The 12,747-nt window shown below is 41.5% G+C and carries 13 protein-coding genes and 1 pseudogene; 12 read left to right on the top strand and 2 right to left on the bottom strand.

Features of this window, described 5'->3' with window-relative positions:
• The first annotated feature begins 79 nt into the window (after positions 1-79).
• From EKM67_RS04855 to EKM67_RS04835, 5 genes are all read left to right on the top strand, one after another.
• On the top strand, positions 80-928 hold the full coding sequence (locus tag EKM67_RS04855) for a DegV family protein (RefSeq protein WP_125577829.1): 849 nt from the start codon (positions 80-82) through the stop codon (positions 926-928).
• 78 nt (positions 929-1,006) lie between these two features.
• Positions 1,007-1,864, top strand: coding sequence for an SGNH/GDSL hydrolase family protein (locus tag EKM67_RS04850; protein WP_125577827.1), 858 nt, complete (start codon positions 1,007-1,009; stop codon positions 1,862-1,864).
• A 32-nt stretch (positions 1,865-1,896) separates the two neighbouring features.
• Positions 1,897-2,508 carry a YpmS family protein gene (locus EKM67_RS04845; protein ID WP_125577825.1) on the top strand — a complete coding sequence of 204 codons (612 nt, stop codon included), beginning with the start codon at positions 1,897-1,899 and terminating at the stop codon, positions 2,506-2,508.
• A 63-nt stretch (positions 2,509-2,571) separates the two neighbouring features.
• Positions 2,572-2,799: a YozE family protein gene (locus EKM67_RS04840; protein WP_125577823.1), complete on the top strand. Its 228-nt coding sequence runs from the start codon at positions 2,572-2,574 to the stop codon at positions 2,797-2,799.
• 11 nt (positions 2,800-2,810) lie between these two features.
• Positions 2,811-4,298: a S41 family peptidase gene (locus EKM67_RS04835; protein WP_125577822.1), complete on the top strand. Its 1,488-nt coding sequence runs from the start codon at positions 2,811-2,813 to the stop codon at positions 4,296-4,298.
• A gap of 103 nt (positions 4,299-4,401) precedes the next feature.
• Here EKM67_RS04835 and EKM67_RS04830 read toward each other — a convergent pair.
• Positions 4,402-5,267 (bottom strand): annotated as a pseudogene (locus EKM67_RS04830) (SDR family oxidoreductase).
• A complete protein-coding gene (locus EKM67_RS04825; protein ID WP_125577820.1) occupies positions 5,264-5,692 on the bottom strand; it encodes a MarR family winged helix-turn-helix transcriptional regulator in 429 nt (142 codons plus the stop codon). Before EKM67_RS04825 ends, EKM67_RS04830 begins: the two are co-directional and overlap by 4 nt.
• Positions 5,693-6,746: 1,054 nt before the next feature.
• Here EKM67_RS04825 and EKM67_RS04815 point away from each other — a divergent pair.
• The 7 genes from EKM67_RS04815 to EKM67_RS04785 all read left to right on the top strand — a co-directional run bounded on the left by EKM67_RS04815 (position 6,747) and on the right by EKM67_RS04785 (position 12,715).
• Positions 6,747-7,106, top strand: coding sequence for an ArsR/SmtB family transcription factor (locus EKM67_RS04815; RefSeq protein WP_011222020.1), 360 nt, complete (start codon positions 6,747-6,749; stop codon positions 7,104-7,106).
• Complete coding sequence (gene arsD / locus EKM67_RS04810; protein ID WP_125577818.1) at positions 7,093-7,455, top strand: arsenite efflux transporter metallochaperone ArsD; 363 nt, start codon at positions 7,093-7,095, stop codon at positions 7,453-7,455. The genes EKM67_RS04815 and arsD (EKM67_RS04810) overlap by 14 nt, the downstream gene beginning before the upstream one ends.
• 83 nt (positions 7,456-7,538) lie before the next feature.
• Positions 7,539-9,269, top strand: coding sequence for an arsenical pump-driving ATPase (arsA, locus tag EKM67_RS04805; RefSeq protein ID WP_011222022.1), 1,731 nt, complete (start codon positions 7,539-7,541; stop codon positions 9,267-9,269).
• Between the two features lie 58 nt (positions 9,270-9,327).
• Positions 9,328-10,623 (top strand): arsenic transporter, encoded by a 1,296-nt coding sequence (locus tag EKM67_RS04800; RefSeq protein ID WP_054737350.1) that lies wholly within the window; start codon positions 9,328-9,330, stop codon positions 10,621-10,623.
• A 16-nt stretch (positions 10,624-10,639) separates the two neighbouring features.
• Positions 10,640-10,969 (top strand): hypothetical protein, encoded by a 330-nt coding sequence (locus EKM67_RS04795; protein WP_003678453.1) that lies wholly within the window; start codon positions 10,640-10,642, stop codon positions 10,967-10,969.
• On the top strand, positions 10,965-11,291 hold the full coding sequence (arsD, locus tag EKM67_RS04790; RefSeq protein ID WP_225351580.1) for an arsenite efflux transporter metallochaperone ArsD: 327 nt from the start codon (positions 10,965-10,967) through the stop codon (positions 11,289-11,291). The genes EKM67_RS04795 and arsD (EKM67_RS04790) overlap by 5 nt, the downstream gene beginning before the upstream one ends.
• Before the next feature lie 23 nt (positions 11,292-11,314).
• On the top strand, positions 11,315-12,715 hold the full coding sequence (locus EKM67_RS04785; protein WP_125577816.1) for an FAD-dependent oxidoreductase: 1,401 nt from the start codon (positions 11,315-11,317) through the stop codon (positions 12,713-12,715).
• The last annotated feature ends 32 nt before the right edge of the window (positions 12,716-12,747 follow it).

Genomic DNA, 12,747 nt, shown 5'->3' with positions numbered 1-12,747 from the left:
ATTATTAACAGTAAACTTCATGAGTTTAGATCAATAAAATCAAGATATTTAATCCAGATTTTTGGAAGGAAGTTTAGGCATGGCAAATAAAATTAAGATCGTGACCGATTCATCGATTCAATTGTCAGCGGAAGAAGTCAAACAATATGAAATTACGGTTGTCCCGTTGACAATTGTCATTGATAAAATGATCTACACGGACGGCGTCAACATCACGCGTACGGAGTTTATGGAGAAAATGGCGGTTGCGAAAAATTTACCCCAAACAAGCCAGCCTTCGATCGGAACTTTTCTAGATAAATACGATGAATTATCCGCAGATGGCAGTGAAATTTTATCAATTCACATGTCTAAGAATTTAAGCGGGACTGTCAATGCGGCGCGACAAGCTGCACAAATCTCTAAAGCCGGCGTCACGGTGGTTGATAGCGAATTTATCGATCGCGCCATGGCCTTTCAAGTTTTGACGGCTGCGAAAATGGCCCAAGAAGGCAAAGAGATGACTGCCATTATCGATGCGATGCAGACAGTCAAGGAACATACGCAACTTTATATGTCGGTCACGAATTTAACGAACTTAGTTAAAGGTGGTCGTCTCAGCAGGGTGTCCGGTATTTTATCGACCTTATTGAATGTCAAAGTCGTTCTACAATTTCGTGATAATACCTTGGAACCGATTCATAAGGGTCGCGGCATGAAGACGATCAATAACTTTTATCACGAATTGTTGGAACAGATGCAGCAATCCGTTCGACCTATCAAAATGATCGGGATCTCTCATGCGGATGCCCCCACGCTAGCCAATCAAATCAAGGAGCAGTTAAAAGTCATTTTCCCAGACGTTGCGGTCTTGGTGGCTCCGACTAGCCCAGTGGTATCAACGCATAGTGGTGCCGGCGCGATGGCGGTCATGTTCTATACAGATTAGTCAGAAAAGTGGGGCAGTTCCTGTGCCTCCTTTTTTAGTCACTCTTTATTTTTAAATTAATGGTGGTTGTGAATTATATTGAAAAAAGTTAAACAAATAATCGGAATGTTAATTGTCGTTCTCGCAGTTGCGGGAATTGTTTTCGTCGGATTAAACGTGCTGATCAAGTCGCCTGCCACTGAATCGTCACAAGTCGCGACGGTCTCAAAGCAAAAGCAGATCAAAAAGACGGTTCGGCTCACGGCAATCGGTGATTCGTTGACCTATGGCGTCGGCGATGCAACCTCGAGCGGCGGTTACGTGCCCCTGATCAAAAAAGAAATGGAACTGCGCGATCAAACGAATGTTGTGACCTCAAACTACGGGGTGAGTGGCGATACGTCTGTTCAAATCTTGAAACGGATCAATACGCAGAAGAAAGTACGGCAAGGATTAGCTGACGCCGACTTGATCACGATGACCGTCGGTGCCAATGATCTGATGCACACGATCAGTAATAATATTTCCGATATTGATCTGGCCAAAGTAATTACTGCCAGCAAGACTTATCAGAAAAATTTAACCAAGCTGATTCAGGCGATCCGCACCGAAAATCCAGACGCGCCGATCGTGATCGCGAGTATTTATGATCCGTTTTATGTTTATTTCCCTAAACTAAAGGCATTGCAACAAGGGATGGATCATTGGAATCAGACCACGCAAACTGTGATTAAGAACTTCAAGCAGACTTATTACGTGGATATTGATTCAGTCATGACCGATCCTAAAGGTTCCGTTCTGGCAACGAGTCAAACGAGTACAAAGACCAGTGCCAGCAATCCCTTCTTGTACACGGAGGATCATTTTCACCCGAACAATCGTGGTTACCAAGCAATCGCCAATACACTCATTAAAAAGATCCAAGCCATCAAATCGACATGGCTTTATGAAGAGTAGTCGATAATCTGTTAACAGAGGAAACGTTATTCATGGAACAAAAGACTAAACGACCCACGCGCAAAATGCGTGGGGTCAATATTTGGAAATGGTTATTTTTAATTTTGCTCGGTTTGCTTTTGGGAACGGGCATTTTTCTGGGCACCAAACTTTTTACAACACCGGCACAAACGACGACTGCCAAGGATGTGGCTCGAGCAGATGATCCCGTTTTTACCGTGGAAATGACTAAAAAGCAAGTTAATAGTATGGTCGCTTTTTATCTCAAACATTATTTAAAAGACGATTCACTCAAGTACAAAGTTACTTTATCGGATCGGGCGATCTTGTCGGGGCAATTCAAATTCTTAGGTGCTAAAATCCCATTTACCCTGAGTTTTGATCCCTTCGTTCTTGAAAATGGTGATGTTCAGTTGAAGGCCAAGCAATTAGCAATCGGCGCATTACCGGTAAAAGTCAGCACCGTCATGAATTTTGTTGGACATGATTATCATTTTCCAAAATGGGTCTCACTAGATACGAAAAAACAAACGATCACATTGCGTTTGAGTAAGTTTAAAACCGATAATGGCATGAGTTTTCGAGCGGATCACATCGATCTCGACAATGACAAAATCGACTTCAGCGCATTTTTGCCTGAATAAAGGGCAATGCGCTGAGTTATCGGCGTCTAGAAATTCACAACCTAAAAATAGAGAGGTGCATGCATGGAATTACGACGTTCTTTTTATCAATATCTCATGACTCAGCGTAATCCCAATAGTCATGATGAAATCGCAGAATTTGCGAATAATGCCTTCTTTGACCAAACTTTTCCAAAGCAGGACAAGGATTATGACCGCATTTCTCGCTACTTAGAATTAAATGGCAACTATTTACCAAATATGACCGTCTTTGATCTTGCTTATCAGCATTATCTGGACAGCGAAGCATAGGTGAGGAAAACTTGGCCACAAAAGAAGAAAATGAGACGAAAAAAATAGCACCTGACAATGAAAAACCAGTCAAAACCAAGAAAAAAGCACCTAAACGTTTTACACGATTCACTTATTGGTTCAGCTTGCTGTGTGCACTTTGTGTCGGGACGATTATTGGCGTGCTGCTTATTTTGTCGCGTCTTCAAGATACGATCGCGACCAATTCAGAGCTGAGTCAAGTGATCGGCGTCTACAAGAATATCCGGGGCAATTATTATAAATCCGTCAGCAAGAAAAAACTGATCAATGGCGCAGTGGACGGGATGTTGTCGAGTCTCGACGATCCGTTTTCACAGTATTTGCAAAGTGATGAGTCTACTAGCCTGAATGATTCGATTTCTGGTTCGTTTGAAGGCATCGGTGCCGAGGTTCAGCAAGGTAAAAATGCCATCGAAATTGTTTCACCGATCAAAAATTCACCGGCTGAAAAGGCAGGATTGAAAGCCAAGGACTTAATCGTGGCGATCAATGGCAAATCGACGGCCAAAATGACTGTCGATCAAGCTGTCAGCAAGATTCGCGGTAAGTCGGGGAGTTCAGTCACGTTGAAAATTCAGCGAGGCAGCCAAACTTTTACCGTGAAAGTTGAGCGGGGAAAAGTCGATCAAGCCACCGTGACTGGTCAGTTATTAGCGACAGATCACACGATCGGCAAGATTCAAATCACGACTTTTGCTGAGAACACGGTTAGTGGAATGAAGACAACTATTAAATCGTTGCGTAAACAAGGTGCGACGAAATTTATCATCGATGTTCGTGGTAATCCTGGTGGTTTAATGGATACAGCCTTGTCATTGAGCAGTATGTTCCTCAAGAATAAGCAAGTGATCATGCGTGTGCAGGCGCGCCAAGGCAGCGAAGAGGTTTATCGTGCTGGTAAAAAGTATGATAAGGGATTCAAGATCGACGAGCCAGTCACGATTTCAGTGGATGGGGGCAGTGCGAGCGCCGCCGAAATTTTCAGTGCAGCGTTGCAAGAAGCTGGACGCGCCCAGCTAGTCGGTACCAAAACGTACGGCAAGGGGACGGTTCAAACGGTAATCCCGCTGTCAAATAACAGTGAGATGAAATTTACCATCGCCAAATGGTTAACACCGAATAAAACTTGGATCAATAAAAAAGGGATCACACCAGATATCAAGGCGGGTTATCCAGCCATCGCCAATTTGGCACTGATTTCAAATGAAAAGTCGCTGAAAACGGGATCCGTTGGTTCTGAAGTGAAGTTGTTGCAACAGAATCTTCGCGCGCTCGGTTACACCGTCGAGGAAACAAGTATCTACGATCAACAAACAATTGCCGCAGTGAAGCAATTGCAGATCAAAGCCAAATTAGCGAATCAAACCGGTACTTTCGACGAAGCAACCCGCAACGCGCTCTATCAAGAAGTAAGTGTCTACATTCTCAATCATGATAATGCGCTGAATGCAGCAGTGAAAGAGATCCAAAGTAAGTAAAACAATAATTTGAATGCAGCTGAATGAAAGACAAAAATCCCTCAAACTTGAGGGATTTTTTGTCGTACGATTCATTTTATGAATTATTTTGATCGAATTAGAGTCAAGATTCGAAAATGGCTTGATGGTCACTCACATATTGCTCAAACGAAATCGGTTTGCGCCCAAGAACCTGTTCAATCGTTGATGTTGTCTGTTTCGCATTACCGAGCTGAGTGATCAGATAGAGCATTACCATTACATTCACGTAATTTTTTTAACTCCACGTTTGAGCATCGTCTTGCGGAACCTGAATAGGCTTGGCTGGCTATAACGAATCGGCGTTTGTAGAATTTTCGACATTATACTTGCAATTTCGTCATATGTTAAGGCTTTTGCACCGGTGATTTCCAGCTCGGTATTCAGGTATTGGTCGGTTAAAAGACATTTGGCCACCACGGCCGCAATGTCGCGAGTATCAATAAAGCTAGTTTTTGAATGACCAGCAGGAATATATAAATCGTGATGGTCGCGAATATCGGCGAGGTGTGTGGTGTTTAAATTTTGCATGAAGAAGCTGGGCCGAATAAAGGTGTGGGGAATACCCAATTCGACAATGCGCTTTTCGATTTTATGATGGGGCGTGACTGGATTTTTCTCGACGCCGATCAACGAGACGAAAACAACTTGTTTAACCTGATGAGCCTTCACTTGATCCAAGAAGGGAAACATATCCACCTTGGGCTTTGACAGTTGTGGCGGTCGCACGAAAAAGACGCGCTCAACATCCGCCAATGCATCAGGAAAAGTTGTTGAATCTAAAAAATCAAAACGAACTACCGCCACATTCTTGAACGCCGCAAATTTGGCTGCTTCTGTTTCAGGATGATGAACGCCGGCAATAATTTGAATCTCTTGATGTTGCGCAAGTTCATTGATCAAGGGAAAGCCGATATTTCCGGTGCCACCGAGCACTAATATTTTTGTCATGATGATTGTTCCTCACGATCGAGTTTTTGTAAGAGTTGGTTTAATTGGGACTTCTCTGTCTCTGAAAGCTGCGCCATGAACTGATTTAGAACTGAATTGCTGATCACGGCGGCCTTTGTGTAAATTTCGGCGCCAGTTTCACTTAAAAATAAATCAAAGAGGCGATTATCGTGACTGTTTTTAGTTTTGTAGACGAGCTTTTTTGCTTCCAACCGTTTGATGATTGCGGAAATAGTCGGCTTATCCATATCTAATCTCTGCGCCAAATCATTCGCCGCAATTTGTGCGCCGGACTGACTCAGCCGGTGTAATTGTTGGAGGACCGACCATTGTTGAATGGTGATATTTAGCTCAGTGAGTGCGTCATTCAGACGATATTTTAATTTCTTTGAAATATTCATGAGTAAATAACCGGTGTTGGGCATAAAAGAAACTCCTTTCGAGATATAGTTAGTGTACTAACTATATACTTAAAAGTAAAGTGTTTTTGTGAGGTGGTTCAGAATTCAGCCGGTGCCATTAGTGGATGACTCGTTCAGAGATCAGAAAACTAAAGCAAAGTAGCCTTAAAAATGTTAAAATAGAAGATACTGATCTGGATTGATTCATTTTTAATTACGAGATGGTTTCAATTGAAAAGAAGATTTTTAACAGCTGAAAATATCGATTCTAAAACGTTAAGTTAATTCGAAAGGAGTTACGAGCATGAGTACGATTCAATGGTAGACTGGAAGCTCACTATAAAAAATGACTAGATATTGTAAAAAAGCAGCGGGATAATATGAGATTTAAGTAGCTAAAAGCCTGATAAAACGGGCTTTTTTGTTTGCCGTTGATTTGAAAGTTTAGGTATCTTTTTCTCCCAATTTTGTATAGAAATTTGGCCGATTGAGCAATAATAAGCAATGATTATCAAATTATGGTACCAAAATTGGTACCGCAAAAAGGCCGCCGGGACATATGGACTTCCTTTTATGGATTTGAATAAGTTATTTTCAAAACGAAATATCGATCCAAGTTTGAAGTTGGTTAATCTATCGGCTTAAAAAACTAATCATGGAAGAATGTGATTATTCAGTATGATCTAAAATAGATGCTGCTATTTTATTTCAAAATAAAGCTTGACGCTTACATAGATATGGGTCTATATTATAGATATAGATGCGCGTCTATGTTTACAAAATACGATGTTTCTTGCGGTGATCGAAGCAAGTTGAGTTGAGGAAATGCAGTTGCGGAGTTTGCAACTAAGTTCCCTAAAATCACCACGAAAGCGGTCATAATCATTCATTTTGGCAACACTGATTAGCAAGAAGTATCTGCTTGTTGAATATTTTCTGCTAAACAGGATTGGCTTTCTGTTGTTGATTAAGCCAAAACCAAAAGTAGCAAGTTCAGTCTGTATCACTGTAACATCAATGTTTATTATTAGCGTATTTAACTAATAGATTACCTTAATTATGGAATAGGAGCTTACAAATGGACTATCAAAAGTATGTTCAAATGCTGAAAGCAATGGCCGATCCAAATCGCTTAAAAATTATTGATCTGCTTTCCTGTGGTTCTTTGTGTGCTTGTGATATTTTAGAGCACTTCGACTTTTCACAGCCGACTTTATCCCACCATATGAAAGTTTTGCAAAATGCTGGTATTGTTGCGGCACGCAAGGAAGGTAAGTGGCAGCATTATACGTTACGCCCCGATTTTATGCTGACCTTTAAGCAGGATACGGCGCAATTATTATCAAGTGATGATCACTGTATTTGCCACGATGACGGCTGTGTTGATTGTGAAGAATGTGCTTCAGGAAAGGTTGTTATGACAAATGAAAAAAATTGAATTATTTGAACCAGCAATGTGCTGCTCGACTGGGGTTTGTGGTCCGTCCGTTGATCAAAATCTCTTAATGATCACGTCTGCCTTTGATGCTTTACAAGGTGTTAAAACGATTGAAGCTGACCGTTACAATTTAAGTAATAATCCTGATGTTTTTAGTGAACGAGCCGATATTTTAGCGGCCATCAAGGATGATGCTGACGCTGTTTTACCGATCACCGTGGTTGACGGCCAGATCGTTAAAACGGGCGCGTACCCAACGATCGATGAATTATCTGACTATACTGGGCTAGTTTTCGTGCCAGCTGAGCAAACAGGCGGTTGCTGTGGCGGTGATGGTGACTGTTGCTAAATTTTACTAAAGGTAAGAGATGGCGCGGCCATTTCTTTTGAATTATATATAGATAAATATCTATGTGACTGAGGAGGATATCAATGCAGGACTATCAACCACAAAACGCTAATTTAACTCATTATTTGTTTTTTACCGGTAAAGGTGGCGTTGGTAAAACAACGACGGCCAGTGCAACCGCCATTAATTTGGCTGATGCTGGTAATCAAGTGATGCTCGTTTCAACTGACCCAGCTAGTAATTTACAGGATGTTTTCAATACAGCATTAACCAATAAACCGCAAGCAATCAATGGTGTATCAGGGTTGTTTGCCGCCAATTTTGATCCTGTGACCGCAGCTGGTGAGTATCGGGAAAGTGTTGTTGGCCCTTATCGCGGCGTATTGCCGGATGCTGCTGTTAAAAATATGGAAGAACAGCTATCCGGTTCCTGTACGGTCGAGATCGCGGCATTCAATGAATTTGCCAACTTTTTAACTGATCCGGCGGTTGACCAGCGCTTTGATTATATTATTTTTGACACGGCGCCAACTGGTCATGCCTTGCGCATGCTACAGCTACCGTCAGCGTGGAATAATTATTTAGATGAAAATGATCGCGGTGCTTCTTGCTTAGGCCAATTAGCCGGTATGGGTGATAAAAAAGCAATTTATGCAAAAGCGGTAGCAACGTTAAGCAATGGGGACTTGACCACATTAATGTTGGTGACGCGGCCACAAAAAGCCTCATTACTTGAAGCAGCACGAGCAGCACAAGAACTAGCCGCGATCGGCATGACTAATCAGCAGTTGATCATTAATGGCACGCTTAAAACACCGACGGATCACGCTTCGCAGGCTATTTTTGCGCAACAACAGGCTGATCTACAACAAATGCCGGCTGTATTAAAAAAATTTGCTCAGTATGAAGTGCCGTTACGCGCCTACAACGTTACCGGCTTAAATAAATTACACCTGGTGTTACAGGCAACACAACCCGCATTAGCTACCTATCCGCCGCTGACCAATAACTATCCCAACTTAGATACGATCGTTGCTGATCTGATCAAGACGGATAAAAAGATTATTTTTACCATGGGCAAAGGGGGCGTCGGTAAAACAACGGTTGCGGTGCAGATCACGCAGAAATTAGTGGCCCAACATAAAACCGTTCATCTAGCCACCACTGATCCGGCCGATCATCTAGATTTCTTTAAAACAGCTGATCCGGCAGTTACGATCAGCCATATTGACGAGCAGCAGGTATTGAAAGATTATCAAGCTGAAGTACTGGCAACGGCTCGCCAAACCATGAAAGCGGCTGACGTTGATTATGTCGCCGAAGATCTCCGTTCACCATGTACGCAAGAAATTGCGGTTTTCCGCGCTTTTGCTAATATTGTGGCGCAAAACGACAGTGACGTGGTGGTGATCGATACGGCGCCAACTGGGCACACGTTGTTACTATTAGATTCCACTCAAAGCTATGCACAGGAAGTTAAGCGCACAGCCGGTGACGTGCCACAAGCAATTATTGATCTATTGCCACGGTTGCAAGATCCCCAACAAACCGAGATCGTGATGGTGACTTTACCGGAAACAACGCCAGTCTACGAATCAATGCGGCTCAATGAAGATTTAAACCGGGCGCAAATTGCCCATACATGGTGGTTGGTCAATCAAAGCATGCTGGCTACACAAACCACGCATCCGTGTTTACAAGCACGGGCACAAAATGAAGTTGAATGGATCGAAAAAGTCAAAGACGTTTCGGCCAATCATTTTGCAGTGGAACAGTGGCAACCAGATTTTGAACAAACGCTATTAACGATTTAAATAAAGATATCAATTGATCAGGGTAGCGATACCCTGATTTTGGTAGTTGGGAGGAATTATGCAAGTCTTTTTTGCTGTTTTTATATTTTTACTCACGTTATTATTCGTCATTTGGCAACCTAAGGGGCTATCAATAGGCTGGACCGCAATTGGTGGGGCAGTACTTGCACTGCTATTTCGGGTCGTCACATTTAAAGATGTGGGTACCGTTACTGGGATCGTTTGGAACGCCACTTTGTCGTTTGTTGCCATTATTTTGATCTCATTGATTTTAGATGAGATCGGCTTTTTCGAGTGGGCCGCTTTACATATGGCACGACTGGCTAAAGGCAATGGTGTACGTATGTTCATTTTGATCGTTATTTTAGGTGCGATCGTGGCGGCACTTTTTGCCAACGATGGGGCGGCATTGATTTTAACGCCGATCGTTCTGGCAATGGTGCGAGCCCTACATTTTGATGAAAAAAAGGTTTTCCCATTTATTATTGCCAGTGGCTTTATTGCCGATGCGACTTCGTTACCATTAGTTGTTAGTAATCTAGTCAATATTGTTTCCGCTGACTTTTTCGGCATTACATTTTCCGAGTATGCCCTAAGAATGTGGATCCCTGATCTTTTTTCACTGATCGCCAGCATCAGTATCTTATATTTGTATTTCCGCAAGGCCTTACCCAAACATTATGATGCAGATCAGGTTGCTGAACCAAAATCTGCAATCAAAGATCAACGATTATTTAAGTTCTCTTGGGTCGTGTTAGCGGCGTTATTGATCGGTTATTTTAGCAGTAGTTTTCTAAACATTCCCGTTTCGTTTATTGCACTTACGATTGCCGCAATTTTCTTGTTGGTTGGTCAACAAAGTCATCACGTTGATACTAAGGCAGTCATTAAAGGAGCACCGTGGAACATCGTCTTCTTTTCAATCGGAATGTATGTGGTGGTTTATGGCCTACAAAATGTTGGCTTGACAACATTACTTGCTGGTGTTATCGCCAAAATGGCAACTGGTAGCCGGTTTGTGGCGACCATGGGAATGGGTTATTTGGCAGCGTTCCTGTCATCAGCGATGAATAATATGCCAACGGTAATGATCAATGCTTTATCGATCAAGGGCGCTAATGTATCAGGGTTAATGCACCAAACGTTAGTTTATGCAAATATTATTGGTTCTGATCTAGGACCAAAGATCACACCAATCGGTTCGCTGGCGACGTTAGTGTGGTTACATGTTTTGGCGCAAAAAAACGTAAAAATTGCTTGGGGTACTTATTTTAAAATTGGGATCACGATCACGATTCCAGTCCTATTTATTACATTATGTGGTTTATGGTTATCGCTAAGTCTTTTTGGTTGAGAAAGGATGACTTGCTATGATGCAAACTGAGTATGCACAACAAGATTCATTAGCTAATAGATTAAACATAGTCGATGCTTTAGTGAAACAGGCCACGAAAGCTGAAATAGAATCAATTTCTGCTGTTTACCTGATTCAAGCCAACCAAGAAATTAATTTGCTTGAATTAAAATACAGTAGTGAATTAACAATACAACAGAACTTGTATAAGGTAAAAATAGCCTTTTTGCAAATAAATCACTTGATTTTAAATAATCTAGCGGTCAGCTATTTTCGTGATTATACACAAATAGAAAAGGAATTTGAACATTTTCATCGTCTAATATGCGAGGTGAAAGACGATTAAAATTGAAATATTTGAAGAGGCGATGTGTTGTGCAACTGGTGTTTGTGGTCCCAGTGTAAAGAAAGAATTGATTCAGACTACCGCAATTCAACGTCATGTTAATGCAGATGGTGAAAATATAATCATACGCAGAAATCTTACACAAAATCCGGACGCCTTTGTTCGTAATCATCAAATAAATGACCTATTAAAAAAATATGGAATCACTGTATTACCAATTACTATGGTTAACGGTATAATTTTTAAACAAAGAGATTATCCAACCTTCCAAGAGTTTTCAGATTATCTACATCAGGATTTAAGTCGTGCATTTGTTCGCTAACAACGGTGAAAGGAATTAATTAAATGGCAAATGAAACGGAAAAATTATTAATTATCGGCGGCAGTGACGCCGGAATTTCGGCGGCCTTAAAGGCTAAAGAACTTAAACCTGAATTAAAAGTTCAGATATTATTAGCAGATGAGTACCCAAATTTATCAATTTGTGGAATACCTTATGCAGTCAGCGGAGAAGTGCCGGATTGGCACTTGCTAGCTCATCGTAATTTACAAGAATTGACTTCGACTGGTATTGAATTTCAAATGAACATGATTGCAGATAAAATTGAACCGCAACGACATGAAGTCGTAGCACATGCGCTTACAGGCGAATTAAAAACTTATCATTATGACCACTTGGTTGTAGCAACAGGGGCTAGACCAAAACTATCGGGTATTAAAGGTGTGGACCTGGCGCAAGCTCAACAGCAAGATAGTAAAGTTCGTATTTTGCATACAATGGCAGATTACTTTGCGATTGAAAGAAATATAGCTACAGATAGTGTTCGGAAGGTCGCAATTGTTGGGTCTGGTTATATCGGAATCGAAATGGCGGAGGCTTTAAGAAAACGGCATTTAGACGTCACTATTTTTCAACGAGGTTCAGAAATACTTTCCACGGTTGATGCTGATTTAGGCCGAATTATTCATCAAAAGTTGTCTGCTAATGCCGTCAATGTTATTACTGGTTTAACCGTTTCAGAAATTAATGAAACTGGTAGCAACGTGGAAATTGTTGGCTTAAATGAGCATCAAAAGACACAATCTTCTACGTATGATTTAGTCTTAATCGTTGTTGGTGTTCAACCAAATAATGAGCTACTGGTCAAGGTAGGTGCTGAAACTGGAATTGCCGGGGCCATCGAGGTTGATCAATATATGCAGACCTCATTACCTGATATATGGGCGGCCGGCGATTTGGTGGAAACAAGACATCATTTATTAGGTGAAACCTACTTGCCATTAGGTACGACTGCACATAAACAAGGAAGAATTGCTGGTTTTAATATTGCTGGAATTCAACGTGCCTTTAAAGGTAGCCTGGGGACACAAGTTTTAAAGGCATTTGATTTAGTTGTTGTACGGACAGGGTTATTGACAAGTGAGGCTATCCAGGCAGGGTTTAATCCTTTCACGGTAACAACTGATGTTGATGACCATAAGGCTTATTTTCCCGGTGCTCAAAAAATTAAGATCAGAATTACTGGTGATCAAAAAAGTGGCCGGCTTTTAGGCGTGCAGTTAATTGGTCATTACGGTAGTGAAGTTGCTAAACGCAGTGATATTTTTGCTACGGCAATTTTTAATGATATGACAGTAGCCGAAATTAGCGACCTAGACTTATCCTATTCACCACCAGTTGGATCACCTTGGGATGCAGTACAAATCGCAGCACAGAACTGGGAACAACAGAATGCGAAACGCTAAGGAATTAATTTATAACTGAAGGAACAACTTCA

The sequence above is a fragment of the Lapidilactobacillus mulanensis genome (genome assembly GCF_003946215.1).
GTDB classification, from domain to species: Bacteria; Bacillota; Bacilli; order Lactobacillales; family Lactobacillaceae; genus Lapidilactobacillus; species Lapidilactobacillus mulanensis.
This window is presented reverse-complemented; position numbering and strand designations above follow the sequence as displayed.